General features: G+C 60.0%; 24 protein-coding genes. 16 read left to right on the plus strand and 8 right to left on the minus strand.

Annotation, left to right across the window (positions count from 1 at the left end; genetic code table 11):
- Nucleotides 1–109: 109 nt before the first annotated feature.
- From sodB to AC1Q6I_RS33125, 3 genes are all read right to left on the minus strand, one after another.
- Nucleotides 110–706, minus strand: coding sequence for a superoxide dismutase [Fe] (gene sodB / locus AC1Q6I_RS33115; protein WP_024077098.1), 597 nt, complete (start codon nucleotides 704–706; stop codon nucleotides 110–112).
- Between the two features lie 178 nt (nucleotides 707–884).
- Entirely contained in the window at nucleotides 885–1,484 is a 600-nt protein-coding gene (locus AC1Q6I_RS33120) for a LysE/ArgO family amino acid transporter (protein ID WP_102625757.1), read from the minus strand.
- 5 nt (nucleotides 1,485–1,489) lie between these two features.
- Entirely contained in the window at nucleotides 1,490–1,891 is a 402-nt protein-coding gene (locus AC1Q6I_RS33125) for an ACT domain-containing protein (RefSeq protein ID WP_024077096.1), read from the minus strand.
- 98 nt (nucleotides 1,892–1,989) lie between these two features.
- Here AC1Q6I_RS33125 and AC1Q6I_RS33130 point away from each other — a divergent pair, with 98 nt between their 5' ends.
- The 10 genes from AC1Q6I_RS33130 (at nucleotide 1,990) to AC1Q6I_RS33175 (ending at nucleotide 13,286) form a co-directional block, all read left to right on the plus strand.
- Nucleotides 1,990–2,883, plus strand: a complete 894-nt coding sequence (locus tag AC1Q6I_RS33130; RefSeq protein ID WP_024077095.1) for a LysR family transcriptional regulator ArgP — start codon at nucleotides 1,990–1,992, stop codon at nucleotides 2,881–2,883.
- A gap of 52 nt (nucleotides 2,884–2,935) precedes the next feature.
- Complete coding sequence (locus tag AC1Q6I_RS33135; RefSeq protein WP_069076945.1) at nucleotides 2,936–3,934, plus strand: NAD-dependent epimerase/dehydratase family protein; 999 nt, start codon at nucleotides 2,936–2,938, stop codon at nucleotides 3,932–3,934.
- A gap of 127 nt (nucleotides 3,935–4,061) precedes the next feature.
- Nucleotides 4,062–4,907, plus strand: a complete 846-nt coding sequence (locus AC1Q6I_RS33140; RefSeq protein WP_069076946.1) for an ATPase — start codon at nucleotides 4,062–4,064, stop codon at nucleotides 4,905–4,907.
- Between the two features lie 354 nt (nucleotides 4,908–5,261).
- Complete coding sequence (locus tag AC1Q6I_RS33145) at nucleotides 5,262–6,521, plus strand: D-mannose isomerase (protein ID WP_024077092.1); 1,260 nt, start codon at nucleotides 5,262–5,264, stop codon at nucleotides 6,519–6,521.
- A gap of 105 nt (nucleotides 6,522–6,626) precedes the next feature.
- On the plus strand, nucleotides 6,627–7,913 hold the full coding sequence (locus AC1Q6I_RS33150) for an ABC transporter substrate-binding protein (RefSeq protein ID WP_024077091.1): 1,287 nt from the start codon (nucleotides 6,627–6,629) through the stop codon (nucleotides 7,911–7,913).
- Between the two features lie 80 nt (nucleotides 7,914–7,993).
- Entirely contained in the window at nucleotides 7,994–8,902 is a 909-nt protein-coding gene (locus AC1Q6I_RS33155; RefSeq protein WP_024077090.1) for a carbohydrate ABC transporter permease, read from the plus strand.
- Nucleotides 8,895–9,740 (plus strand): carbohydrate ABC transporter permease, encoded by an 846-nt coding sequence (locus tag AC1Q6I_RS33160; protein WP_024077089.1) that lies wholly within the window; start codon nucleotides 8,895–8,897, stop codon nucleotides 9,738–9,740. The genes AC1Q6I_RS33155 and AC1Q6I_RS33160 overlap by 8 nt, the downstream gene beginning before the upstream one ends.
- Nucleotides 9,741–9,742: 2 nt before the next feature.
- Nucleotides 9,743–10,903 carry an ABC transporter ATP-binding protein gene (locus tag AC1Q6I_RS33165; protein WP_024077088.1) on the plus strand — a complete coding sequence of 387 codons (1,161 nt, stop codon included), beginning with the start codon at nucleotides 9,743–9,745 and terminating at the stop codon, nucleotides 10,901–10,903.
- Nucleotides 10,904–10,990: 87 nt separating this feature from the next.
- A complete protein-coding gene (locus AC1Q6I_RS33170; RefSeq protein WP_024077087.1) occupies nucleotides 10,991–12,337 on the plus strand; it encodes a carbohydrate porin in 1,347 nt (448 codons plus the stop codon).
- 103 nt (nucleotides 12,338–12,440) lie between these two features.
- A complete protein-coding gene (locus AC1Q6I_RS33175) occupies nucleotides 12,441–13,286 on the plus strand; it encodes a D-hexose-6-phosphate mutarotase (protein ID WP_024077086.1) in 846 nt (281 codons plus the stop codon).
- A 131-nt stretch (nucleotides 13,287–13,417) separates the two neighbouring features.
- Here AC1Q6I_RS33175 and AC1Q6I_RS33180 read toward each other — a convergent pair whose 3' ends face one another.
- On the minus strand, nucleotides 13,418–14,278 hold the full coding sequence (locus tag AC1Q6I_RS33180; RefSeq protein ID WP_172831385.1) for a MurR/RpiR family transcriptional regulator: 861 nt from the start codon (nucleotides 14,276–14,278) through the stop codon (nucleotides 13,418–13,420).
- A 219-nt stretch (nucleotides 14,279–14,497) separates the two neighbouring features.
- Between AC1Q6I_RS33180 and zwf the strand changes: the two genes are divergently transcribed.
- Genes zwf through AC1Q6I_RS33195 form a run of 3 tightly spaced genes read left to right on the plus strand, consistent with a single transcriptional unit; the run spans nucleotide 14,498 to nucleotide 17,347 of the window.
- Complete coding sequence (gene zwf, locus AC1Q6I_RS33185) at nucleotides 14,498–15,964, plus strand: glucose-6-phosphate dehydrogenase (RefSeq protein ID WP_024077084.1); 1,467 nt, start codon at nucleotides 14,498–14,500, stop codon at nucleotides 15,962–15,964.
- Complete coding sequence (gene pgl, locus AC1Q6I_RS33190; RefSeq protein ID WP_102625437.1) at nucleotides 15,951–16,664, plus strand: 6-phosphogluconolactonase; 714 nt, start codon at nucleotides 15,951–15,953, stop codon at nucleotides 16,662–16,664. The genes zwf and pgl overlap by 14 nt, the downstream gene beginning before the upstream one ends.
- Before the next feature lie 17 nt (nucleotides 16,665–16,681).
- Complete coding sequence (locus AC1Q6I_RS33195) at nucleotides 16,682–17,347, plus strand: bifunctional 4-hydroxy-2-oxoglutarate aldolase/2-dehydro-3-deoxy-phosphogluconate aldolase (protein ID WP_069076884.1); 666 nt, start codon at nucleotides 16,682–16,684, stop codon at nucleotides 17,345–17,347.
- Nucleotides 17,348–17,453: 106 nt separating this feature from the next.
- Here the strand turns inward: AC1Q6I_RS33195 and AC1Q6I_RS33200 are convergent, their stop codons facing one another.
- Nucleotides 17,454–18,629, minus strand: coding sequence for an aminotransferase class V-fold PLP-dependent enzyme (locus AC1Q6I_RS33200; protein WP_102625436.1), 1,176 nt, complete (start codon nucleotides 18,627–18,629; stop codon nucleotides 17,454–17,456).
- Between the two features lie 11 nt (nucleotides 18,630–18,640).
- Nucleotides 18,641–18,877 carry a DUF3820 family protein gene (locus AC1Q6I_RS33205; RefSeq protein WP_003213031.1) on the minus strand — a complete coding sequence of 79 codons (237 nt, stop codon included), beginning with the start codon at nucleotides 18,875–18,877 and terminating at the stop codon, nucleotides 18,641–18,643.
- A 207-nt stretch (nucleotides 18,878–19,084) separates the two neighbouring features.
- Between AC1Q6I_RS33205 and AC1Q6I_RS33210 the strand changes: the two genes are divergently transcribed.
- Nucleotides 19,085–19,552, plus strand: a complete 468-nt coding sequence (locus tag AC1Q6I_RS33210; RefSeq protein ID WP_102625435.1) for a ferritin-like domain-containing protein — start codon at nucleotides 19,085–19,087, stop codon at nucleotides 19,550–19,552.
- A gap of 136 nt (nucleotides 19,553–19,688) precedes the next feature.
- On the opposite strand, the gene AC1Q6I_RS33215 is transcribed toward AC1Q6I_RS33210, so the two are convergent.
- Together AC1Q6I_RS33215 and AC1Q6I_RS33220 are read right to left on the minus strand one after the other, a co-directional pair.
- Nucleotides 19,689–20,159, minus strand: coding sequence for a MaoC family dehydratase (locus tag AC1Q6I_RS33215; protein ID WP_024077080.1), 471 nt, complete (start codon nucleotides 20,157–20,159; stop codon nucleotides 19,689–19,691).
- Between the two features lie 57 nt (nucleotides 20,160–20,216).
- Nucleotides 20,217–21,161, minus strand: a complete 945-nt coding sequence (locus AC1Q6I_RS33220) for an alpha/beta hydrolase (protein WP_102625434.1) — start codon at nucleotides 21,159–21,161, stop codon at nucleotides 20,217–20,219.
- 221 nt (nucleotides 21,162–21,382) lie between these two features.
- Between AC1Q6I_RS33220 and fadD2 the strand changes: the two genes are divergently transcribed.
- On the plus strand, nucleotides 21,383–23,071 hold the full coding sequence (fadD2, locus tag AC1Q6I_RS33225) for a long-chain-fatty-acid--CoA ligase FadD2 (protein WP_102625433.1): 1,689 nt from the start codon (nucleotides 21,383–21,385) through the stop codon (nucleotides 23,069–23,071).
- A 382-nt stretch (nucleotides 23,072–23,453) separates the two neighbouring features.
- Nucleotides 23,454–25,145 carry a long-chain-fatty-acid--CoA ligase FadD1 gene (fadD1, locus tag AC1Q6I_RS33230; protein WP_024077076.1) on the plus strand — a complete coding sequence of 564 codons (1,692 nt, stop codon included), beginning with the start codon at nucleotides 23,454–23,456 and terminating at the stop codon, nucleotides 25,143–25,145.
- Nucleotides 25,146–25,262 lie beyond the last annotated feature (117 nt).

The following is a 25,262-nucleotide window of genomic DNA, read 5'->3' on the forward strand; positions in this document are numbered from 1 at the left end:
ATGGCCTCCAAAAACAAAACACCCTGCGAAAGCGTAGCCCTCGCAGGGTGTGGGGGTGACCATCTCATTAGCCCGGCAATTGCCGGGCTCTTTCTACTGCAAGGGTTGCTTAGGCAGTGAAGGTCTTGCCTTCGAACTGCTCAGCCACGAACTTCCAGTTGACCAGGTTCCAGAACGCTTCCACATACTTTGGACGGGCGTTGCGGTAGTCGATGTAGTAAGCGTGTTCCCAGACGTCGCAGGTCAGCAGCGGGGTGTCGCCGCTGGTCAGCGGGTTGCCGGCGCCGATGGTGCTGGCCAGGGCCAGGGAACCGTCAGCCTTTTTCACCAGCCAGCCCCAACCGGAACCGAAGGTGCCGACGGACGTCTTGGTGAACTCTTCCTTGAACTTGTCGAACGAACCGAACGAAGCGTTGATCGCTTCAGCCAGTGCGCCGGTCGGTTGGCCACCGGCGTTTGGCGCCAGGCAGTTCCAGTAAAAGGTGTGGTTCCAGACCTGAGCGGCGTTGTTGAAGATACCGCCCGAAGAGGATTTGACGATCTCTTCCAGGGTCTTGCCTTCGAACTCGGTGCCAGGCACCAGGTTGTTCAGGTTCACGACATAGGTGTTGTGGTGCTTGTCGTGGTGATATTCCAAGGTTTCCTTGGAGATGTGCGGCTGCAGGGCATCGTGTGCGTAGGGCAGCGGCGGCAATTCGAAAGCCATGATGATTCTCCTAATCAGGTCAGTTGCGGTGAGCGCAAGGCCGATCACGGGCGGCCAAACAAGCGCCGGGGAGTTTGTACTCTTTGCGGCGCAGGGTCCGGATCATAGCACCGGGGGTACGGCAAAACCACGCAACAACTGTGTGGGATAGAGGTTCCAGAGCGTTTTGGAATATTCGTCATGCAGCAATCAATTGATAAGCGACGCTGAACATCATCGCGGCCACCAGCAGGTCCAGCAGGCGCCATGTTGCCGGGCGTGCCAGCCAGGGTGCCAACCAGGCCGCGCCGAGTGCCAGCGTGGCGAACCACAGGAACGAAGCGCTGGCTGCGCCGGCGACGTAGGCGCCGGGTTCGGTCTGCTGCGCGCCGAGCGAGCCAATCAGCAACACCGTGTCCAGGTATACATGGGGATTGAGCAGCGTCACCGCCAGGGCACTGAGCATGACCGCGCGCAATGAACGCACCTTGAGGTTGCCGCCTTGCTCCAGGCTTTGTCTGGAAAACGCCCGGCGCAACGCCAGGGTGCCGTACCACAGCAGGAACGCCGCCCCGCCCCAGCGGGCAATTGCCAGCAACAGCGGGTTCTGCGCCAACACCGTCGCCAGGCCGAAAACCCCGGCGGCGACCAGAATCGCGTCGCACACCACACACAATGACGCCACTGGCAGGTGATGTTCACGGCGCAGGCTCTGCGCCAATACAAATGCGTTTTGCGTGCCGATCGCCATGATCAGGCCCAGGGCCACCAACAGGCCATTCAGATAGCTTTGCCACATAGGGTTTACTCCGCGTTCGCCGCCAAATGCCGTAGTACGTCCATGGCGCGTTCGGCATCCGCATGGCCGACAAACAGGTGATCGTGGTAATACCCGGCAATCACGTTGCAACTGATGCCGGCCTTGCCCAACGCGCCGGCGAAGGCGGCGGTCAGGCCCACCGCCTCCAGGGCCGAATGCACATTCAAGGTGATCCAGGCCGCCACATAGTCGAAGGGCAGCCCGGCCAGTTCGGCTTGCTGGCGTTCCAGGATCAGCGTCAGGCCTTGCGGTTCGCGAAAGCTGCCGATCACCTCGCAACCCGCAGGGATACGGTGGTCGGGCAGGGTGCAGAACACATACTCACCCGTGTTCAACTGCGGGCTCATGCTGCGCAGCAGGGTCGCCAGGGCGGTTTCGCCAGCCATGTGAGGTTCCTTTTAAAGAGAGAAGCAATGCTGGCTATTCTCATGGGGCGAGCTGTATAAGAAAAACCAATATTGCTGATCGCTCATTAGAGAAACTGATGTTCGACTATAAATTGCTCTCCGCCCTGGCGGCGGTGGTGGAACAGGCCGGGTTCGAACGCGGCGCACAGGTGCTGGGGCTGTCGCAGTCGGCAATCTCTCAGCGCATCAAATTGCTGGAAGCGCGGGTCGGCCAGCCGGTGCTGGTGCGGGTTACGCCGCCGACACCCACCGATATCGGCCGGCGCCTGCTCAACCATGTGCAGCAGGTGCGGTTGCTGGAGCGTGACCTGCAAAGCCAGGTGCCGGCACTGGACGAAGAGGGCATGCCCGAGCGCCTGCGTATCGCCCTGAATGCCGACAGCCTCGCCACTTGGTGGGCCGAGGCCGTCAGCGAGTTTTGCGCCGAGCAGCATTTGTTGTTGGACCTGGTGGTGGAAGACCAGACCGTTGGCCTCAAACGCATGCGCGCCGGCGAAGTGGCGGCTTGCATTTGTGCCAGCGAACGCCCGGTGGCCGGTGCACGCAGCCTGTTGCTGGGGGCCATGCGCTATCGGGCGTTGGCCAGCCCGGCCTTTATTGCCCGGCATTTCCCGGCAGGCGTGCGTGCCGATGAACTGGCGCGCACGCCCGCCTTGGTGTTCGGCCCTGATGATTTCCTGCAACACCGTTACCTGGCCTCCCTTGGGGTAGAAGGCGGTTTTGAACATCATTTATGCCCATCATCCGAAGGCTTCATTCGCTTGACTGAAGCCGGGCTCGGCTGGGGCCTGGTGCCGGAGTTGCAGGTGCGCGACCAGTTGCAAAAGGGCGTGTTGCTCGAGTTATTGCCAGATAAGCCCATCGATGTACCGTTGTACTGGCATCATTGGCGCAGTGGCGGGCAACTGCTGGGCTTATTGACCGACCATCTGGCTCAGGCCTGTGGTCAATGGTTGGTGCCGTTGGAGTGATGGCAGGCGTCAAGGCAGCAGCGATGAAAAACGAAAGAACACGGGGTAATACATGAAAATTCTGGTCACCGGCGCAAGCGGCTTCATCGGCGGGCGCTTTGCGCGTTTCGCCCTGGAGCAGGGCCTGGACGTGCGGGTCAACGGGCGGCGCGCCGAAGGTGTGGAACACCTGGTACGGCGCGGCGCCGAGTTTATCCAGGGTGATTTGAATGACGCCGACCTGGTGCGCGACCTGTGCCGCGATGTCGAAGCCGTGGTGCATTGCGCCGGCGCTGTCGGGTTGTGGGGGCGTTATCAGGATTTCCATCAAGGCAATGTGCTGGTGACCGAAAACGTGGTCGAAGCCTGCCTCAAGCAACGGGTCAGGCGTCTGGTGCACCTGTCGTCGCCGTCGATCTACTTCGACGGGCGCGATCACCTCGGGCTGACCGAAGAGCAGGTGCCCAAGCGTTTCAAGCACCCCTACGCCGCCACCAAGTACCTCGCCGAGCAGAAGGTGTTCGGCGCCCAGGAGTTCGGCCTCGAAGTGCTGGCCCTGCGCCCGCGTTTTGTCACCGGCGCCGGCGACATGAGCATCTTCCCGCGCCTGCTGAGAATGCAGCGCAAGAACCGCCTGGCCATCGTCGGCGACGGCCTGAACAAGGTCGACTTCACCAGCGTGCACAACCTCAACGAAGCGCTGCTCAGCGGCTTGCTCGCCACCGGTTCGGCGCTGGGCAAGGCCTATAACATCAGCAACGGTACGCCGGTGCCGGTGTGGGATGTGGTGAACTACGTGATGCGCCAGATGGGGATGCCTCAGGTTACCCGTTACCGGTCGTATGGCTTGTCCTACAGCGTAGCGGCGTTGAACGAGGCGTTTTGTGCGATGTGGCCCGGGCGCCCCGAGCCGGCGTTGTCGCGCCTGGGCATGCAGGTGATGAACAAAAATTTCACCCTCGACATCAGCCGGGCCAGGCATTATCTGGACTACGAGCCCAAGGTCAGCCTGTGGGCGGCCCTCGACGAGTTCTGCAGTTGGTGGAAAGCCCAGGACCCTGGCTTGAAGTAAGCTCATAACCAGCAACACATCGGGAACCGAATTCCGGGTTCCGGGTCGATCAGTGCAGCGGGACTGCGGTTTATACTCCCGTCGCTCGGCGTTCCAGGTAGCTCCCTCACCGATTCAAGGTTGATTCATGCGTAACGATGCTAATGACGATTTTGACAATGTTCCCAGCCTGCGGGCCGACATCGGGGATGACGATGATTTCGTGCCGACTCCCGCCACGTCCGTGCGCTCGCGCAGTACCCCCGTGGTCAAGGTCAAGAGCGCCAGCACCGGGCCATTGTGGGCGCTGGTCGGTGCGCTGCTGATCGCCTTTGCCGGCCTGGCCTGGTGGAGCTTCCAGCAGATTTCCCTGATGGGCCAGCAATTGGTCGCCACCCAGGAAAGCTTTGCGCGCATCAGTGAAGAAGCGGCGGGGCGCCTGCAGGATATTTCCGGCAAGGTGGTGGCCAGCGAGGCCAGCGTGAACAACGGCAGCGAAGCGCTGAAACTGCAGATCAAGCAGTTGGAAACCCAGTTGCTGGAGCAGAGCAAGCAGCAAGTGGGCGTGGCCGGCCAGGCCACCGAGTTGGACAAGCGCCTGGCGCAAATGACCGCCAGCACCACCGACCTGTCGACCGCCAACGCCAAGCTGCAAGGCCAGGTGCAGGCCCTGACCGATGCCGTGGCGACCCTCAAGGCGGCGCAGGTCGATGCCGGCAAGCGTGATACCGAGATCAGGGAGCTGGCCGCCGACGTGGCGGCCTTGAAGAAGCAGGGTAACCCAAGCGCCGCCGTCGCCCGGCTGGAACAGGACGTCATGGTCCTCAAGAGCGCCCAGGACAACCAGTCAGCCAATAGCGATGCGCCGACCAACAAAGAATTCGACGTGTTCCGCATCCAGACCACCCGCAATATCACGACCTTACAGAGCCAGGTGCAAAACCTGAATCAGCGCCTCAATGCGCCGGCGGCTGTCACGCCACTCATCCAGTAACACTCGCTCCTGAGTGTGCCTGTGGCGAGGGCTTGCGTGTGGCGAGCGGGCTTGCCCTAATGCCGTTCAGTTAAGGCTTTTTTGTAGGAGCGAGCTTGCTCGCGAAAAGCTCACAGGCGCCGCGTTCATTCAGGAAACACGCGTTATCGTTGACGTTTTTCGCGAGCAAGCTCGCTCCTACAGAAGGCGATGTACGCTTAACTGAACGGCATTAGGGCAAGCCCGCTCCCCAGAGCCAACTCAGTGGTGTGAATGTCACCATCCGGTGACATTTCCCATCCCCTTCGTTACTTGCCCTCGTCCCGCCCTTGTTTAGACTCGGGCCCATCCCATAAAAAATAAAAAGGGCTACCCATGACCACGCAACCACTGCCTGCCAGCAGTTGGCTGAACGCACCTGCCCATCACGCCTGGCTCGCCAACGAAGGCCAGCGCCTGCTGTCATTCGCCAAGGCCGCCCGCTTGCCTGAAGGCTTTGGCAACCTGGACGATCAAGGCCAGTTGCCAGCCAATGCCCAGGCCGAAACCATGAACACCGCTCGCATGACCCACAGCTTCGCCATGGCCCACGCCATGGGCGTACCGGGCTATGCCGAGCTGGTCGCACATGGGGTCGCCGCGCTCAGTGGCCCGCTGCGCGATAGCGAACATGGTGGCTGGTTCGCCGCCCCTCGCGCCTTGGATGGCAACACCGGTAAGGCCGCGTACCTGCACGCCTTTGTCGCCCTGGCCGCGAGCTCGGCGGTGGCGGTGGGTGCACCCGGTGCGCAAACCTTGCTGAACGATGCCGTCTCTATCATCGACCAGTTCTTCTGGAGCGAGGAGGAGGGCGTGATGCTCGAATCCTTTGCCCGGGACTGGAGCAGCGTCGAAGCCTATCGCGGCGCCAACAGCAACATGCACGCCACCGAAGCGTTTCTCGCCCTGGCTGATGTCACCGCCGATACCCGCTGGCTGGACCGTGCTTTGCGTATCGTCGAGCGTGTGATCCAGACCCACGCCGCCGGCAACCAATTCATGGTGATCGAGCATTTCGACGCCCAGTGGCAACCCTTGCTCGACTACAACGAAGACAACCCCGCTGACGGATTCCGCCCCTACGGCATCACCCCTGGCCACGGTTTCGAATGGGCTCGCCTGGTGTTGCACCTGGAAGCCGCACGCCTGCAAGCCGGCCTGGCCACGCCGGGCTGGCTGTTGACCGCCGCCAAAGGCCTGTTCGCCAGTGCCTGCGAGTCTGCATGGGCGGTGGATGGTGCCCCCGGCATCGTCTACACCCTGGATTGGAACCACCGCCCGGTAGTGCGCGAGCGCCTGCACTGGACCCACGCCGAAGCCAGCGCCGCCGCCCAGGCTTTGCTCAAGCGCACCGGCGAGTTGCAGTATGAAACCTGGTACCGGTGCTTCTGGGAGTTTTGTGACACCCATTTTATTGATCGAGCCCATGGTAGTTGGCACCACGAACTCAGCCCGCATAACCAGCCCAGCAGTCGGATATGGGGTGGCAAACCGGACCTGTATCACGCCTGGCAAGCGGTAGTGCTGCCTGCACTGCCCTTGTCCCCAAGCATGGCCAGCGCCTTGGCAGAGGGGTGCTATGTCACCAGATGGTGACATTTGTGCATCCCTTTGTTACCTGCGCTTGCAACATCCCTGTTTAAACTCCGTGCAGCGCAAGCTCCAGACTTGCATGCATAACAACAAAAAAAAGGTACTCAGATGAACGCGATTAATCGCCTCGCCATCGCTATTTCCGTCGCCTCGTTGTTTCCCCTCAGTGCTTTTGCCGCCGACTCGAAAGGGACGGTTGAAGTTGTGCATTGGTGGACCTCCGGTGGTGAGAAAGCGGCCGTAGATGTCCTGAAGGCCCAAGTTGAGAAAGATGGTTTCACCTGGAAAGACGGCGCCGTTGCCGGTGGCGGTGGCGCCACAGCCATGACTGTGCTGAAAAGCCGCGCGGTGGCTGGCAACCCGCCAGGTGTTGCCCAGATCAAAGGCCCGGACATCCAGGAATGGGCGTCTACTGGCCTGCTCGATACCGACGTGCTCAAAGACGTCGCCAAAGAAGAAAAGTGGGACTCCCTGCTCGACAAGAAAGTCTCCGATACCGTGAAGTTCGACGGTGACTACGTCGCCGTACCGGTCAACATCCACCGCGTGAACTGGCTGTGGATCAACCCGGCCGTCTTCAAGAAAGCCGGTATCACCAAGAACCCGACCACCCTCGAAGAATTCTACGCAGCCGGCGACAAGCTCAAGGCCGCGGGCTTCATCCCGCTCGCCCACGGTGGCCAGCCTTGGCAGGACAGCACCGTGTTCGAAGCCGTCGTCTTGTCGGTGATGGGGGCCGATGGCTACAAGAAAGCCCTGGTCGACCTGGATAACGGCGCGCTGACCGGTCCACAGATGGTCAAGGCCCTGACCGAGCTGAAGAAAGTCGCGACCTATATGGACGTCGATGGCAAAGGCCAGGACTGGAACCTTGAAGCCGGCAAGGTCATCAACGGCAAGGCCGGTATGCAGATCATGGGTGACTGGGCCAAGTCCGAATGGACCGCTGCCAAGAAAGTCGCCGGCAAGGATTACGAGTGCGTAGCCTTCCCAGGTACCGACAAGGCCTTCACCTACAACATCGACTCCCTGGCGGTGTTCAAGCAGAAAGACAAAGGCACTGCCGCTGGCCAGCAGGACATCGCCAAGGTCGTGCTGGGTGAAAACTTCCAGAAGGTGTTCAGCATCAACAAGGGTTCGATCCCGGTTCGTACCGACATGCTCAATGAAATGGACAAGCTCGGCTTCGACTCCTGCGCCCAGACCGCGGCCAAGGACTTCCTGGCCGACGCCAAGACCGGCGGCCTGCAGCCAAGCATGGCGCACAACATGGCCACCACCCTGGCCGTGCAAGGTGCGTTCTTTGATGTCGTGACCAACTACATCAACGACCCGAAAGCCGACCCGGCCGACACCGCCAAGAAACTCGGCGCTGCGATCAAGTCTGCCAAGTAACGGTTGACCTTGTGAGGGGGGCCCCTGACCCCTCACAAGGCCTGTTCCTGTAGTCCTTTTTTCCTGTATTGGATTTCCCCATGAGTTCTGTTGCTGTGTTCAGCAAAGCCTCGCCGTTCGATGCACTGCAGCGCTGGCTCCCCAAACTGGTGCTGGCGCCCAGCATGTTCATCGTGTTGGTGGGCTTCTACGGCTACATCCTGTGGACGTTTGTACTGTCGTTCACGACGTCTACGTTCCTGCCGAGCTACAAATGGGCGGGCCTTGCGCAATACGAGCGGTTGTTCGACAACGATCGCTGGTGGGTCGCGAGCAAGAACCTGGCCCTTTTCGGCGGGATGTTTATCGGTATCACCTTGGTGATCGGCGTGACACTGGCGATTTTCCTCGACCAGAAAATTCGTCGCGAAGGCTTTATCCGCACCATTTACCTGTACCCGATGGCGCTCTCGATGATCGTCACCGGTACGGCGTGGAAATGGCTGCTCAACCCAGGCATGGGCCTGGACAAACTCCTGCGTGACTGGGGCTGGGAAGGCTTCCGTCTCGACTGGCTGATCGACCCGGATCGCGTGGTCTACTGCCTGGTGATCGCCGCAGTGTGGCAAGCCTCTGGCTTTATCATGGCGATGTTCCTGGCCGGCCTGCGTGGCGTGGACCAGTCGATCATCCGTGCCGCGCAGATCGATGGCGCGAGCATGCCGCGCATCTACTGGAGCGTGGTGCTGCCAAGCCTGCGTCCGGTGTTCTTCAGTGCGGTGATGATCCTGGCGCACATTGCAATCAAGAGTTTCGACCTGGTGGCAGCGATGACTGCTGGCGGCCCGGGTTACTCCTCCGACCTGCCAGCGATGTTCATGTACTCGTTCACCTTCAGTCGTGGCCAGATGGGCATGGGCTCGGCCAGTGCAATCCTGATGCTCGGTGCGATCCTCGCGATCATCGTGCCGTACCTGTATTCCGAGCTGAGGACCAAGCGTCATGACTAGTCTCGCCTCCAAACCTGCCATCAGCCTGAGTCGCATCGCGATCTATGCGGTGCTGATCCTCGCGGTTCTGCTGTACCTGGTACCGCTGGTGGTGATGCTGCTCACCAGCTTCAAGACCCCGGAAGACATCAGTACCGGCAACCTGCTGAGCTGGCCAACCGTGGTCACCGGCATCGGCTGGGTCAAGGCCTGGGCCACCGTCGACGGTTACTTCTGGAACTCGATCAAGATCACCGTGCCGGCCGTGTTGATTTCTACCGCCATCGGCGCGTTGAACGGCTATGTGCTGTCGTTTTGGCGCTTCCGTGGTTCACAGTTGTTCTTCGGTTTGCTGTTGTTCGGCTGCTTTCTGCCGTTCCAGACCGTTTTGCTGCCGGCCTCGTTCACCCTCGGCAAGATGGGGCTGGCCAGCACCACCACCGGCCTGGTGTTTGTGCACGTGGTCTACGGCCTGGCGTTCACCACGCTGTTCTTCCGTAACTACTACGTCAGCATTCCCGATGCGCTGATAAAGGCGGCGCGACTGGACGGTGCAGGATTCTTCACCATCTTCCGGCTGATCATCCTGCCGATGTCGACCCCGATCATCATGGTCTGCCTGATCTGGCAGTTCACCCAGATCTGGAACGACTTCCTGTTCGGCGTGGTGTTCTCCAGCGGCGACTCCCAGCCCATCACGGTGGCGCTGAACAACCTGGTCAACACCAGCACCGGGGCCAAGGAATATAACGTGGATATGGCGGCGGCGATGATCGCCGGGCTGCCGACCCTGCTGGTCTATGTGATCGCAGGCAAGTATTTCGTGCGCGGCCTCACGGCCGGCGCGGTCAAGGGGTAATCATGGCTACGCTTGAACTTCGCAATGTAAACAAGACCTATGGCGCCGGCCTGCCCGACACCTTGAAGAACATCGAACTGTCGATCAAGGAAGGCGAATTCCTGATCCTGGTCGGTCCCTCGGGCTGCGGTAAATCCACGCTGATGAACTGCATCGCGGGCCTGGAGACCATCACCGGCGGCGCAATCATGATCGGTGACCAGGATGTCAGCGGCATGAGCCCCAAGGATCGCGACATCGCCATGGTGTTCCAGTCTTACGCGCTGTACCCGACCATGAGCGTGCGCGAGAACATCGAGTTCGGCCTGAAGATTCGCAAGATGGCCCAGTCCGACATCGACGCTGAAGTGGCCCGTGTGGCCAAGCTGCTGCAGATCGAGCACCTGCTCAACCGCAAGCCGGGCCAATTGTCCGGCGGCCAGCAACAGCGGGTGGCCATGGGCCGTGCCCTGGCGCGTCGCCCGAAGATCTACCTGTTCGACGAACCGCTGTCCAACCTCGACGCCAAGCTACGCGTCGAGATGCGCACCGAAATGAAGCTGATGCACCAGCGCCTGAAAACCACCACGGTCTACGTCACCCACGATCAGATCGAAGCGATGACCCTGGGCGATAAAGTGGCGGTGATGAAGGACGGCATCATCCAACAATTTGGCACGCCGAAAGAAATTTACAACGACCCTGCTAACCTATTTGTGGCAAGCTTTATCGGTTCACCACCAATGAACTTCGTTCCTATGCGCCTAAAACGCAAGGACGGGGGGCTGGTGGCGCTGCTCGACAGCGGCCAGGCGCGTTGCGAATTGCCGCTGGGTATGAACGACGCCGGTCTGGAAGACCGTGATGTGATTCTGGGCCTGCGCCCGGAGCAGATCGTGTTGGCAGCGGGTGAGGGCAATGGTTCATCGAGCATTCGTGCCGAGGTCCAGGTCACCGAGCCGACCGGGCCGGACACACTGGTGTTTGTGCAGCTCAATGACACCAAGGTCTGCTGCCGTTTGGCGCCTGATGTGGCGCCGCAGGTGGGCGAGACCCTGACACTGCAATTCGATCCATCCAAGGTATTGCTGTTCGACGCCAACACTGGCGAGCGCCTCGGCACTGCTTCTTCATTGCCCGCACAGGGGCATGCGGACAATGTGGCCCAATTCAAAGGTCGCTGAAGTAGATAAGTTGTTGTTTTAGATGAAAAAAAAGTAACCCGCGTTAGATAAAAACAGTTTAATAACAATAAAGACGAGGATGTAGGGATGAAAAAGCAACACAACAACACTCGGCTGATCTGCCAACTGTCAGCAGCAGCAGCCCTTGTACTGTCCGCCAATGCGATGGCGGCCGATGCATTCAGCGCCGATTCCAAGTGGATGACCGGCGATTGGGGCGGTGAGCGTACCAAGCTGATCGAGCAAGGTATCGACATCAAGGCTGACTACGTAGGGGAAATGGGCGCCAACCTGCACGGCGGCTATAACGACGACAAAACCGGCCGTTACTCCGACCAGTTCGGTCTGGGCGTAGCGCTGGACCTGCAAAAGCTGTGGGGCTGGGATAACACCCAGGCCAAGATCCAGCTGACTAACCGTAATGGCCAGAACATCTCCAACGACCGCATTGGCGACCCGCGTGCCGGCACGCTGAGTTCGTCGATGGAAGTCTACGGTCGCGGCCACATGGTGCGTCTGACCCAGTTCTGGATCCAGCACCAGATGTTCGACAACAAGTTGGACGTGAAGCTCGGTTACTTCGGTGAAGGCGAAGACTTCAACACCTTCCCATGCGACTTCCAGAACCTGTCGTTCTGCGGCTCGCAAGTGGGTAACTATGTAAATACCTGGTACAACTGGCCGGTTGCCCAGGCCGCGATCCGCGTGAAGTACAACATCACGCCGGAGCTGTATGCGCAAATCGGTGCCTACAACCAGAACCCATCGCAACTGGAGCACGGCAACGGCTTCAAGCTCAGCGGCAGCGGCACCAAAGGTACCGTGATTCCGGTGGAATTGGTCTGGTCGCCGAAGGTTAACAACCTGCCGGGCGAATACCGTGTGGGTTACTACAAGAGCGCCGCCGATGCCGCGGACGTACGTGAAGACGTCAACGGCAACGACGCTGCTACCACTGGCGCCGCCTTCCGTACCCGCAGCAGCAAGAAAGGCTACTGGTTCGTTGCCCAACAGCAACTCACCACCCATAACGGCGACGCTTCCCGTGGCTTGAACATCGCAGCCAACGCGACCTTCCACGACAAGGAAACCAACCTCGTCGATAACTACCAGTCGTTGATGCTGGTGTACAAAGGCCCATTCGACGCGCGTCCAAAAGATGACGTCGGCATTGGCGCTGCGCGTCTGCACGTCAACAATGACGTGAAGAAAAACGCCGAACTGCTTAACGTCGCCAATGGTGTGAGTGATTACGACAATCCGCTGTACACGCCTATTCGCGAAACCGAGTACAACTTCGAAATCAACTACGGCTTCCACGTCACCAACTGGCTGACCGTGCGTCCCAACCTGCAATACGTTGTCCAACCGGGCGGCGTGGATAAAGTCGACAACGCGCTGGTGGCTGGCCTGAAAATTCAGTCTACGTTCTAACGCTGTTGCGATAAGCTCCTTCTCTCTGTGCGCATTTTGCGGGTAGCCATGGCTATCCGCTTTTTTTTGGGTGGCACTGTGACGATATTCAGGACCGTGGCACATGCATGAGCATCCGTTGCAACGCTTTTTCAAATCCCTGCGCGAGCGTCCGGTGTTTGCCTGGGAACGCTTCCAGATGCGCGATGTGTTGGTGATCGACCATCCCCTGTGTCAGGCGGTGTTCAGTCGTCAGGGCGCGCAATTGCTGCATTTCCAACCCCGCGGCCAGAAACCCTGGCTGTGGTGCGCGGCCAAGTGGCCGCAGGTCGGCGCCATCCGTGGTGGTGTGCCCGTGTGCTGGCCGTGGTATGGACGCCACCCGAGCGAGAACGCCTGGCCCTCCCATGGCTGGGCGCGGCTGATCGACTGGAAGCTGCTCGACAGCGCCAGCGACGACGACGGCGTACGCCTGCATTGGCAGTTGCAGTTATGCGACTGGCAGGTCGACCTGCATGCGCACCTGGGCGAGGCCCTGGAACTGCGCCTCAGCACCGAGCACCAGGACGAACTGCCGTGCCAACTGAGCCATGCGTTGCATGCCTATTGGCGTATCGGCAACGTCGGTGAGATAGCGCTGTCTGGACTCGATGGGGCCCAAGGCTATGACCAGCTCAACCGCCAGGTTTGCCAGCAGGAAGGTGAACTACGGGTCGATGGCGGGTGCCAGCGGGTGTTCCAGCATGAGGGCGAATTGCACCTCAAGGATCACGCCTGGCAGCGCGAGTTGTGCATCGACACCGGTGACAGCGCCGACACCGTCGTATGGCATCCCGGCAGCCGGCCGCTATTGGGCGTCAGTTTCAACGAGGCGTCGGGGTTTGTCTGTGTGGAGTCGGCGATGGCCGGGGCGAGCCTGGCGCCGGGGGAGAGGGCGCATTTGAGTTTGCAGGCCAGGGCTGGCGTTTAACGGTGTTGCGGGTGGCCTTATCGGGGGCAAGCCCCCTCCCACATTCGACTGCATTCCCCTGTTGAAACCCGGTCAATTGTGGGAGGGGGCTTGCCCCCGATAAGGCCAGTACAGCCAACACAAAGGCAGGCCTAGTTGAATTCATCCCCCACCGGATACCGGCTGTCGTTCAAGCTCTCTTTGATCTTGCGCAAATGCGGCTGGAAATCCACGCCACGGCGCAAGGTCATGCCGGTCGCCAGCACATCCAGTACCGTCAATTGGATGATCCGCGAGGTCATCGGCATATAGATGTCGGTGTCTTCCGGCAGCGGAATGTTCAGGCTTACCGTACTGGCCTTGGCCAGCGGCGAGTTTTCGGCGGTCACACCCAGCACCGACGCGCCATTTCCCCGGGCGATGCGCGCCACTTCCACCAATTCGCGGGTGCGCCCGGTGTAGGAGATGATCACAAACAGCTCGCCCGTATGCGCCACTGACGCGATCATGCGCTGCATCAGCACGTCGGCATGGGCGGTCACCGCCAGGTTGAAGCGGAAGAACTTGTGCAGCGCATCCATCGCCACCGGCGCCGACGCGCCGAGGCCGAAGAAGTGGATCTGCCGGGCCTGGATCAGCAAATCCACGGCCTTGCTGATCAAGGCCGGGTCCAGGGCCTGGCAGGCGGCGTCCAGCGAGGCAATCGCGCTGCCAAAGATCTTCTGTGTATAGGCCTCAGGGTTATCATCGGCCTCCACGGCGCGGCTGACGTACGCTGCGCCACTGGCCAGGCTTTGCGCCAACTGCAATTTAAGTTCAGGGTAACCGCTGACGCCGAACGAACGGCAGAAACGGTTGACCGTCGGTTCACTGACCGAGGCGGCTTGGGCGAGGGCTGCGATCGAGAAGCGGGTCGCCTGCTGCGGGTTGAGCAGGATGACCTCGGCGACTTTTTTCTCAGCCTTGTTCAGTTCTTCGAGGCGGTTCCGGATCTGTTCCAGAAGATTTCGCACGCGGTCCATTCAGTCTTTCCTTCGGGCGACGATGCAAATAAAGGGCGGCAACTCATCGACGAGTAGCCCTTTGCGGTGGCCTATCCTACTGAGGGTAGCTGAACACCACCACTCGGAATGCGTATTTCGGGAAAATGTTGTGGTTATTACTACATTTTTCCTTGAGTGATGCCTTGAAAAAAGGTATTTGTAGCTTAACTTGATAAAAGAACAAACATCATGCCTTCGATAACCGTAGAACCCTGCACCTTTGCCCTGTTTGGCGCCTTGGGTGATCTGGCGCTGCGCAAGTTATTTCCTGCCCTCTATCAACTCGATGGCGCCGGGCTGCTGCACGACAACACGCGCATCCTGGCCCTGGCCCGTGAAGCCGGTTCCGAGCAACAGCACCTGGCCCATATCGAAAAAGAACTGCGCAAGTACGTCGGCAAGGAACTGGACGAGAGCGTCGCCCAGCGTTTCCTCGCGCGGTTGACCTATGTTCACGTCGACTTCATGAAAGCCGACGATTACGTGGCCCTGGCTGAAATCGCCGGCACCGAGCAACGCCTGATTGCCTACTTTGCCACGCCGGCTGCAGTGTACGGCGCGATTTGCGAGAACCTGTCCAAGGTCGGCCTGGCGGAAAATACCCGGGTGGTGCTGGAAAAACCCATCGGTTCGGACCTGGAATCCTCGCGTAAGGTCAACGACGCCGTGGCGCAGTTTTTCCCGGAAAACCGCACCTACCGTATCGATCACTACCTGGGCAAGGAAACTGTCCAGAACCTGATCGCCCTGCGTTTCGCCAACAGCCTGTTCGAAACCCAGTGGAACCAGAACTACATTTCCCACGTGGAAATCACCGTGGCCGAGCAGGTCGGGATCGAAGGCCGTTGGGGTTACTTCGACAAGGCCGGCCAACTGCGCGACATGATCCAGAACCACCTGTTGCAGCTGCTGTGCCTGATTGCCATGGACCCGCCCGCCGACCTGTCCGCCGACAGTATCCGCGACGAGAAGGTCAAGGTGCTCAAGGCGCTGGCACCGATCAGCCCGGATGGCCTGACTACCCAGGTGGTCCGCGGCCAGTACATCGCTGGCTACAGCGCTGGCAAGCCGGTGCCGGGTTACCTGGAAGAAGAGAACTCCAACACCCAGAGCGACACCGAGACCTTCGTTGCCCTGCGCGCCGATATCCGTAACTGGCGGTGGGCCGGGGTGCCGTTCTACCTGCGTACCGGCAAGCGCATGCCGCAAAAGCTGTCGCAGATCGTGATCCACTTCAAGGAACCGTCCCACTATATCTTCGCCCCTGAGCAGCGCCTGCAGATCAGCAACAAGCTGATCATTCGCCTGCAACCGGACGAAGGGATCTCCTTGCGGGTGATGACCAAGGAGCAAGGCCTGGACAAGGGCATGCAACTGCGCAGCGGTCCGCTGCAACTGAATTTTTCCGACACTTACCGCAGCGCCCGTATTCCGGATGCCTACGAGCGGTTGTTACTGGAAGTGATGCGCGGCAATCAGAACCTGTTTGTTCGCAAAGATGAAATCGAAGCCGCGTGGAAGTGGTGTGACCAGTTGATCGCCGGGTGGAAGAAATCCGGCGATGCGCCCAAGCCGTACGCGGCGGGGTCCTGGGGGCCGATGAGCTCGATTGCACTGATCACGCGGGATGGGAGGTCATGGTATGGCGATATCTGAATTGAAACTGCCTCAGGGCGTCACTGCCCATGAGTACCGTACGCCCGCGCTGCTGGCGGACGGCCTGGCCAATGACGTGGCCGAACAACTGCGCGCGGCCATCAGTGCCCGTGGCGAAGCGACCCTGGTGGTGTCCGGTGGCCGTAGCCCCGTGGCGTTTTTCCAGAACCTGGCCAAGCAGGGCCTGGACTGGTCCAAGGTCACCATCACCCTGGCCGACGAGCGTTGGGTGCCGGTGGAACATGCCGACAGCAATGCCGGTTTGTTGAAGCAGCACCTGTTGCAAGGCCCGGCAGCCAAGGCCAAGTTCCTCAGCCTGTACAGCGCCGCCGCCAACCTTGAAGACGCTGCCCGGCAGGCCGATCGCCTGCTGGCCGAACTGCCAGCCATTGATGTGCTGGTATTGGGCATGGGTGATGACGGCCACACCGCATCGCTGTTTCCCAACAGCCCGAACCTGAGCGAAGCCCTGCAGGCCGACGGTACCCGCCGTTGCTGGCCGATGCTGGCGCCGACCGTGCCGCACCAGCGCCTGACCATGAGTCGCGCGCTGCTGGCCACGGCCAACTACACCGTGCTGTCGATCTCCGGCAGTTCGAAATTGACCACCTTGAGCGCCGCGCTGGCCAGTGACGACGTTGCTGCCATGCCGATTCGCGCGTTTTTGCAACCTACTTTAGAGATTTACTGGTGCCCATGAGCCAAGGATCAGCCGCTATGAAAAGCCCTCAACCGACCGTGTCCATGGCGGATAAAGTTGCCCTGATCGACAGCCTCTGCGCCAAGGCGCGGATCCTGCCCGTGATTACCATTGCCCGCGAACAGGACATCCTGCCCCTGGCCGATGCCCTGGCCGCCGGTGGTTTGACCGCATTGGAAGTGACCCTGCGTTCGGAGTTCGGCCTCAAGGCCATTCAGGTCCTGCGCGAGCAGCGCCCTGAGCTGTGCACCGGCGCCGGCACCGTACTCGACCGCCACATGCTTGAAGCGGCCGAAGTGGCAGGCTCGCAATTTATCGTCACCCCTGGCATTACCCGCGACCTGCTGGAAGCCTCGGTGCACAGCCCGATTCCGCTGCTGCCCGGCATTAGCAATGCCTCGGGCATCATGGAAGGCTATGGCCTGGGCTATCGTCGCTTCAAGCTGTTCCCGGCCGAAGTCAGTGGCGGTGTAGCGGCCATCAAGGCCCTGGGCGGCCCGTTCGGCGAAGTGAAATTCTGCCCGACCGGCGGGGTCGGCCCGGCCAACATCAAGAGCTACATGGCGTTGAAAAACGTGATGTGCGTGGGCGGTAGCTGGATGCTTGACCCGGAGTGGGTCAAGAACGGCGACTGGGCGCGTATCCAGGAAGTCACCGCCGAGGCGCTGGCGCTGCTGGACTGATCTGATTTACCGAATCGTTGTTGCTGTGCTTGACGGCATTTTTGCGGTGCACTTGGTCGGTGTACCGCTTTTTTTTGCCTGCAAAAAACTGAGCCCTCTCCCACGTTTAATCGCTGCTTAGCTCGGTAATGGCGTTGACCAGCACATCGATGTCCGCCGCTGACGTCAGCAACCCTGGCGTCACCCGAATGCAGGTACCGAACGACGCTCCGACACGCGTGGTGGTAAACAGGTTGAAGTCCTTGAGCAACCGGTCCGCCATTACCTGCTGATCCCGGCCAATGAACTTGAATGCCGTAATCCCGCAATACAGCCGTGGATCGTCCGGCGTCAGTACCTCGATGCCCGGCAACGGCCGTACCCGGCTCACCCACAAGTCCCTCAGGTAATTGACCCGGGCGCCCTTGGCTTTCGCGCCGCCCATTGCGCGATGCTCTTCAAACACCAGGGGCAAGGTCATCAGTGCCGGAAAGTTTGGCGTGCTGTACGACGTACGTGCACGAACGTCGGTGGCGGGGTAGTGGAACTCGCCCATGTCCGGATCTATGTCAGCCAGGCGTTCGGGGGCGATATAGAGAAACCCCAGGGTCAGCGGCGCGCCGATCCATTTGTGCAGGTTGAAGCCGGCGAACTGAATGCCCAGCTCGGCGAGGTTGAACTCGATCTGGCCCAGTGCATGAGCGCCGTCGAGGATCACGTCGATGTCATGCTCACGTGCAGCCCTGGCGATGGCCTCGACAGGCATCACCAGGCCGGTGCGATGGGTCACGTGGGTCAGCGCCATCAGCTTGAGGCGCGGGTAGCGCTCGAACGCATCACGATAGGTCTGCACCAAGCTGTCGAAACTGGCCGGATGAGCGTGGGACATTTCGATCACCTCCACCCCTCTGTAGCCGGCCAGCCAGCGCATGGCGCCTTTCACTGTGTCGTACTCCAGATCGCTGATCAGCACCTGATCGCCCGGTTGCAGGCGGTTGTAGTTGCGGATCAACGACTGCAACGCTTCGGTGGCATTGCGGGTGAATGTGACGGCTTCGGGGTCGGCATCGATCAGCTCGGCCAGTTGGCGGCGGATCGTCTCGTTCTCGCCCTGCTCGAAACGCTGGCGCACATGCACCGCGTTACTGCGGTTGATAAACGCCACGTGCTCCAGGTACTGCGCTTGCACCGCGTGGCTCATGCGCCCGAAGTAGCCGTTTTCCAGGTTGATCGGGCCTGGCTCCAGGGCATAGCGCTGGGCGATGGCCAGCCAGTGGGTTTCGTTATCTGCATTCCATGGCATGGCATAGGTTCCTAATGACGAGGGGCGGGTTTGCCGTGTTTGGCGCGCAGCGGTTCCAGCAGTTCGGACAAGCCGTTGTGGTCGATCTCCTGCATCAGGGCCAGCAGGCCGCCGAGTTCGCCGTGGGGGAAACCTTCACGGGCAAACCAGTTCAGGTAAGGGCCAGGCAGGTCCGCGATGATGCGTCCCTTGTACTTGCCGAAGGGCATTTCGCGGGTGATCAGCAGTTCGAGTTTTTCGGGATTCATGAAGGCTCAGGCGTTTGCGTCGAGACCTTGGAAAATACAGGCATTCTGCATGAAGGCCAAATGACAGATCATGCAAATAACGTACATACAGATGGTTCAAATATTTTTAAGTTGTTGAAAATAAACATAAAAGTATTTTCTAAAAAACTGGCACGGGCGCTGCAATCATTAAGGCAACCCTTCTTCACCTGCCTAAGGAATTGAAAAATGACCGACATCAACAAAGAATCCATCTCCGTACTCAACGACCTGATCGAGACCAGCATCGACGGCCAGAAAGGCTTCAAGGAATGCGCTGAAGATATCAAGCACCCAGAACTCAAGGCTCTGTTTGCCAAGCGCTCCGCTGACTGCGCCACTGCCGCCGCCGAACTGAAGACGGCCGTGCGTGCCCTGGGCGGTGACCCAGAAGATTCCGGTAGCGTAGCCGGTGCCCTGCACCGTGGCTGGGTCGACGTGAAGTCGATGGTGACCGGTAAAGATGAAGAGGCTGTGCTGAACGAAGCCGAGCGCGGTGAAGACCACGCACTGAAGGCTTACAAAGAAGCTATCGAGAAGATCACCAAGCACAATCTGCTGGGCATTCGTGACTTGGTTGAACGTCAGTTCCACGGCGTGCAACGTAACCACGACCAGGTGAAAGCCCTGCGTAACCAGGCTCGCGCTCAGTCGTAAGCCCTGCGCTGTAACAATTGTGGGAGGGGGCTTGCTCCCGATAGCGGAAGATCAGTCGATATTTCAATGACTGATCCTCCACTATCGGGAGCAAGCCCTCTCCCACATTTGCGTTGTGCTGACTCTGAAATGGCTATCAGCCGATGCTGATCGGCGGCAGTTCGGTCAAGGTGACTACCTGCTGCTTGCGCGGTGCGAGGATTTCGGCTTCGCCATCCACCACCAGCTCATCACGCTGGTTGAACACGCGGGTGGCAATGCGTACGCGGAACTTAGGCAGCTTCTCGAGGATTTCCAGACGCACGGTCAGGGTATCGCCGATTTTCACCGGCTTCTGGAAGGTCATCTGCTGGCCGATATAGATCGTGCCCGGCCCAGGCAGCTCGCAGGCCACCGCCGCACTGATCAGCGCTCCGCTGAACATGCCGTGAGCGATACGCTCCTTGAACATGGTCGCCTTGGCGTATTCGGCATCCAGGTGCACCGGGTTGTGGTCGCCCGACATCGCGGCGAACAGTTGGATGTCGCGCTCTTCGACGGTCTTGCTGTAGCTGGCGGTCTGGCCAACTTCGAGGGCTTCGTACGGGGTGTTGGTTACCTGGGTCATCTAAAGGTGCATCCTGTGGCTAATCGATAATTTAAACGGATGATTTTAAAGGAAAAATTATTCGCAGCGGGCTGGCCTGCGCAAACTCAAGGCCTGGTCGAGCCACGTCAGCACATCCGCTGTGACTTCGTCGCGATTGGTTTCGTTGAACACTTCGTGACGCGCCTGTGGGTAGATAGTCAGTTGCAGGTTCCGGCAGCCGGCCTCGCGCAATGCGTTGGCCAGGCTTTTGAGACGCTTGCCTTCACTCACCGGATCACATTCGCCGCCCATCACCAGGATCGGCAGGCCGGGATCGATCTGCGCGAGATTGGACGCTTTGCTGATTTGCTGCAAGCCACCCAGCAGGTCGATCCACAGTTGGTTGGTGCAGCGGAAACCACAGAGCGGGTCATGGATGTACTTGTCGACCTCAACCGGGTCGCGACTGAGCCAGTCGAAACCGGTGCGATTGGGTTTGAACGCCTTGTTGAACGATCCGAATGACAGGAATTCAATCAATGCACTGCGCCCGCGCGGGCCCTGGCGCAGGCGTTCGGCGCGGGCGATGATTCGCGCTGCGCGATACAGCGCCACCGGCTGGAAATTCGAACCGCTGAGGATCGCACCGTCCAGGCTGGCGCTGTGGTGCAGCAGGTAGGCCTGGGCGATGTAGCTGCCCATGCTGTGCCCCAGCAAAATGATCGGAAGGCCCGGCTGCTGCTGGCCGATATGCTGATTGAGACTGGCCAGGTCACCCACCACCTTGTTCCAGCCGTCCTGCTCGGCGAACAACCCTAGCGTACCTTCGTCAGCGGTGCGGCCATGGCCGCGCTGGTCCAGCGCATACAGGCCGTAGCCGGCGCCGCACAAGGCCTGGGCCAGGCGCGCGTAGCGACCACTGTGCTCGGCCATGCCATGGGACAGCATCACCAGGGCCTTGGGCGTGCCGTCGGGCAGCCACTGGTTGACGTACAGGCGGCTGCGGTCATTCGCGGTCAGCCAGAAGGTGGTGTGGTTCATGGCGGTTCCTTTGCTCAGGGTCGTTGCAGTGTATAGCTCATCCCGAGGGTTGCGGCTGATCTGTGCAAGCCCTTGTAGGAAGATTCACGCAATTAATGAAGCTCAGTTCTGTATTTGCCTGTTTGGCCATTACTGCTAACGTCCCCAAAGCTCCGCTTTCTATAGCAGCACGCTTTTATAGCTGCAGCGGCCGGACACACTCAGGTAAGAGGACAAGAATAATGCAACCTGATTTCTGGAATGACAAACGCGCGGCGGGTGTCCCCAATGACATCGACCTCACCAGCTACAAGTCGGTGATCGAAGTCTTCGAGCGTTCCTGCAAGGCTTTTGCCGACCGTCCGGCGTTCAGCAACATGGGGATCACGCTGACCTACGCCGAACTTGAACGCCAGAGCGCGGCGTTCGCCGGCTACCTGCAACAGCACACAGACCTCAAGCCCGGCGATCGCATCGCGGTGCAGATGCCCAACGTGCTGCACTACCCGGTTGCGGTGTTCGGTGCGCTGCGCGCCGGGCTGATTGTTGTCAACACCAACCCGTTGTACACCCCGCGCGAGATGCGCCACCAGTTCAAGGACGCCGGCATTCGTGCCCTGGTCTACCTCAACCTGTTCGGGGCGCGGGTGCAGGAGGTCTGCACTGATACCGAGATCGACTACCTGATCGAAGCCAGGATGGGCGACTTCATGCCCGCCGCCAAGGGCTGGTTGGTCAACACCGTGGTCGACAAAGTGAAGAAGATGGTGCCGGCCTATCACCTGCCGCGTGCGGTGTCGTTCAAGCGCGCGTTGCGCATGGGCGCGGGGCAGGGTCTGATCCGCCATCCGGTGAGCCTCGACGATATCGCCGTGCTGCAATACACCGGCGGCACCACCGGCCTGGCCAAGGGCGCGATGCTCACCCATGGCAACCTGGTGGCCAATATGCAGCAGGTGCGCGCGTGCATGTCGCAGATTGGCGAAGATGGCCATCCGCTGATCAAGGAAGGGCAGGAGGTGATGATCGCTCCGCTGCCGCTGTACCACATCTATGCGTTCACCGCGAATTGCATGTGCATGATGGTCTCCGGCAACCACAACGTGCTGATCACCAACCCGCGCGACATCGGCGGCTTTATCAAGGAGCTGAAGAACTGGCGCTTTACCGGGTTGCTGGGGCTCAACACGCTGTTCGTGGCACTGATGGACCATCCGGACTTCAAGAGCCTGGATTTCTCCCACCTCAAGCTCACCAACTCCGGCGGTACCGCGCTGATCAAGGCCACGGCCGAACGCTGGCAGCAGATCACGGGCTGTACAATCGGCGAGGGCTATGGCCTGACTGAAACCTCCCCCGTTGCCAGTACCAACCCCTATGGCAAGCGGTCTCGTCTGGGCACCGTAGGTATCCCGGTGCCGGCCACGGCGATGAAGGTGATTGATGAAGAGGGCGTCGAGTTGCCCCTGGGCGAGCGCGGCGAGCTATGTATCAAAGGTCCGCAAGTGATGAAGGGCTACTGGCAGCAACCGGTCGCCACCGCCGAGACCCTGGACGCCGAGGGTTGGCTCAAGACCGGCGACATTGCGGTGATCGACGCCGATGGTTTCATCCGCATTGTGGATCGCAAGAAGGACCTGATCATTGTCTCGGGTTTCAACGTGTATCCGAACGAAATCGAAGACGTGGTGATGGCCCACCCGGCGGTGGCCAACTGCGCGGTGATCGGCGTGCCGGACGATCGCACGGGGGAGGCGGTGAAACTGTTCGTGGTGGCGCGGGCCGAGGGCGTGAGCCTTGAAGAGTTGAAGAGCTACTGCAAGACCAACTTCACGGGGTACAAGGTGCCCAAGCATATTGTGCTGCGCGAGTCGTTGCCGATGACACCGGTGGGCAAGATTTTGCGGCGTGAGTTGCGCGATATCGCCTGATTGGAATTGGGCTCGACAATGTGGGAGGGGGCTTGCCCCGATGGCGATGTATCAGTCACCAAATGTGTTGGCTGAACCATTGCTATCGGGGGCAAGCCCCCTCCCACATTGCTGTTTATCGCCTTGAAGGGCCTATTCCAGAGCCTTTTGCTGGGTGATTTCACCCTTGTTTAGAGTGTGACCAAATATTGTAGGACAGTCATGATTATGACTGTAGGGCCCTCTTTTGGATCTAGTCGGCCCTTGGCAAAGCTGCTACTCTCGGCGCGCTTTGTGACCTCTCGGCCTGCTTGAACGCGCCAGACTCACCTAAAAAAACATACACCAATAATAATCGCATCAAATGCGATGATGAATTCGCGTCGCTGAGGAGTGGGCTTCCATGAACGTAGACTTTTGGAAGGATAAGTACCCCGCCGGGATTGCTGCAGACATCAATCCAGACGAGTATCCAAATATTCAGGCGGTACTGAAACAGTCCTGCCAGCGCTTCGCCAACAAACCGGCTTTCAGCAACCTGGGCAAGACAATCACCTACGGTGAATTGTACGAATTGTCCGGCGCGTTCGCCGCGTACCTGCAACAGCATACCGACTTGAAGCCCGGCGATCGTATCGCCGTGCAACTGCCCAACGTCCTGCAATACCCGGTCGCCGTATTCGGCGCTATCCGTGCCGGCCTGATCGTGGTCAACACCAACCCGCTGTACACCGCGCGGGAAATGGAACACCAATTCAACGATTCCGGCGCCAAGGCCCTGGTGTGCCTGGCCAATATGGCTCACCTGGCGGAAAAGGTCGTGCCCAAGACCGCCGTCAAGCATGTGATCGTCACCGAGGTTGCCGACCTGTTGTCGCCGTTCAAGCGCCTGCTGATCAACAGCGTCATCAAGTACGTGAAGAAAATGGTCCCGGCCTATCACTTGCCCAAGGCGATCAAGTTCAACGAGGTGCTCGCCAAGGGCCACGGCCAGCCGGTCAACGATGCCAGCCCGGCCAGCAGCGATGTGGCCGTGCTGCAATACACTGGCGGTACCACCGGCGTGGCCAAGGGCGCGATGCTTACCCACCGCAACCTGGTGGCCAACATGCTGCAGTGCAAGGCGCTGATGGGGTCGAACCTCAATGAAGGGTGCGAGATTCTCATCACCCCGCTGCCGCTGTACCACATCTACGCGTTCACCTTTCATTGCATGGCGATGATGCTGATCGGCAATCACAACATCCTGATCAGCAACCCGCGCGACCTGCCGGCGATGGTCAAGGAACTGTCGAAGTGGAAGTTCAGCGGCTTTGTCGGCTTGAACACGTTGTTCGTGGCGCTGTGCAACAACGAAGGTTTCCGCAAGCTGGACTTCTCTGCACTGAAAGTCACCCTGTCGGGTGGCATGGCCCTGCAGCTGGCGGCGGCCGAGCGTTGGAAGGCCGTGACCGGCTGCAACATCTGCGAAGGCTACGGCATGACCGAGACCAGCCCGGTGGCGACGGTCAACCCGATCCAGAACATCCAGATTGGCACTATCGGCATTCCGGTGCCGTCGACCCTGTGCAAAGTCATCACCGATGACGGCGTCGAGTTGGCCCTCGGTGAAGTCGGCGAACTGTGCGTCAAGGGCCCGCAGGTGATGAAGGGCTACTGGCAGCGCGAAGACGCCACCGCAGAGATTCTCGACAGCGAAGGCTGGCTGAAGACCGGTGACATCGCGATCATCCAGCCGGACGGCTACATGCGCATTGTCGACCGCAAGAAGGACATGATTCTGGTCTCCGGTTTCAACGTCTACCCCAATGAACTCGAAGACGTGCTGGCGACCCTGCCGGGCGTGCTGCAATGCGCGGCCATCGGCGTGCCGGACGAAAAATCCGGGGAGCACATCAAGATCTTCATCGTGGTGAAGCCGGGGGCGACCCTGACCAAGGACCAGGTGATGGAGCACATGCGCGCCAATGTCACCGGCTACAAGGTGCCCAAGGCCGTGGAGTTCCGCGATGCGTTGCCGACCACCAACGTGGGCAAGATCCTGCGTCGTGAGTTGCGCGATGAAGAGCTGAAGAAACTCGGTCTTAAAAAGTAACGTAACCCAAATGTGGGAGGGGGCTTGCCCCCGATGGCGGTGTGAAGTGCGCCCCAGAAGTTGGACACCCATCCAATTTCTGGGGCGTTTTCATGAGCAAGTACACCACGCAGTTCA

The sequence above is a fragment of the Pseudomonas sp. MPR-R2A5 genome (assembly GCF_058793055.1).

Coding starts and splice junctions, on each gene's coding strand:
- fadD1 (WP_024077076.1), top strand. CDS start 23,454: ATGAACGTAGACTTTTGGAAGGATAAGTACCCCGCCGGGATTGCTGCA.
- AC1Q6I_RS33165 (WP_024077088.1), top strand. CDS start 9,743: ATGGCTACGCTTGAACTTCGCAATGTAAACAAGACCTATGGCGCCGGC.
- AC1Q6I_RS33130 (WP_024077095.1), top strand. CDS start 1,990: ATGTTCGACTATAAATTGCTCTCCGCCCTGGCGGCGGTGGTGGAACAG.
- AC1Q6I_RS33120 (WP_102625757.1), bottom strand. CDS start 1,484: ATGTGGCAAAGCTATCTGAATGGCCTGTTGGTGGCCCTGGGCCTGATC.
- zwf (WP_024077084.1), top strand. CDS start 14,498: ATGCCTTCGATAACCGTAGAACCCTGCACCTTTGCCCTGTTTGGCGCC.
- AC1Q6I_RS33175 (WP_024077086.1), top strand. CDS start 12,441: ATGCATGAGCATCCGTTGCAACGCTTTTTCAAATCCCTGCGCGAGCGT.
- AC1Q6I_RS33145 (WP_024077092.1), top strand. CDS start 5,262: ATGACCACGCAACCACTGCCTGCCAGCAGTTGGCTGAACGCACCTGCC.
- AC1Q6I_RS33160 (WP_024077089.1), top strand. CDS start 8,895: ATGACTAGTCTCGCCTCCAAACCTGCCATCAGCCTGAGTCGCATCGCG.
- sodB (WP_024077098.1), bottom strand. CDS start 706: ATGGCTTTCGAATTGCCGCCGCTGCCCTACGCACACGATGCCCTGCAG.
- AC1Q6I_RS33155 (WP_024077090.1), top strand. CDS start 7,994: ATGAGTTCTGTTGCTGTGTTCAGCAAAGCCTCGCCGTTCGATGCACTG.
- AC1Q6I_RS33200 (WP_102625436.1), bottom strand. CDS start 18,629: ATGCCATGGAATGCAGATAACGAAACCCACTGGCTGGCCATCGCCCAG.
- fadD2 (WP_102625433.1), top strand. CDS start 21,383: ATGCAACCTGATTTCTGGAATGACAAACGCGCGGCGGGTGTCCCCAAT.
- AC1Q6I_RS33195 (WP_069076884.1), top strand. CDS start 16,682: ATGAAAAGCCCTCAACCGACCGTGTCCATGGCGGATAAAGTTGCCCTG.
- AC1Q6I_RS33125 (WP_024077096.1), bottom strand. CDS start 1,891: ATGGCTGGCGAAACCGCCCTGGCGACCCTGCTGCGCAGCATGAGCCCG.
- pgl (WP_102625437.1), top strand. CDS start 15,951: ATGGCGATATCTGAATTGAAACTGCCTCAGGGCGTCACTGCCCATGAG.
- AC1Q6I_RS33220 (WP_102625434.1), bottom strand. CDS start 21,161: ATGAACCACACCACCTTCTGGCTGACCGCGAATGACCGCAGCCGCCTG.
- AC1Q6I_RS33215 (WP_024077080.1), bottom strand. CDS start 20,159: ATGACCCAGGTAACCAACACCCCGTACGAAGCCCTCGAAGTTGGCCAG.
- AC1Q6I_RS33140 (WP_069076946.1), top strand. CDS start 4,062: ATGCGTAACGATGCTAATGACGATTTTGACAATGTTCCCAGCCTGCGG.
- AC1Q6I_RS33210 (WP_102625435.1), top strand. CDS start 19,085: ATGACCGACATCAACAAAGAATCCATCTCCGTACTCAACGACCTGATC.
- AC1Q6I_RS33170 (WP_024077087.1), top strand. CDS start 10,991: ATGAAAAAGCAACACAACAACACTCGGCTGATCTGCCAACTGTCAGCA.
- AC1Q6I_RS33135 (WP_069076945.1), top strand. CDS start 2,936: ATGAAAATTCTGGTCACCGGCGCAAGCGGCTTCATCGGCGGGCGCTTT.
- AC1Q6I_RS33150 (WP_024077091.1), top strand. CDS start 6,627: ATGAACGCGATTAATCGCCTCGCCATCGCTATTTCCGTCGCCTCGTTG.
- AC1Q6I_RS33205 (WP_003213031.1), bottom strand. CDS start 18,877: ATGAATCCCGAAAAACTCGAACTGCTGATCACCCGCGAAATGCCCTTC.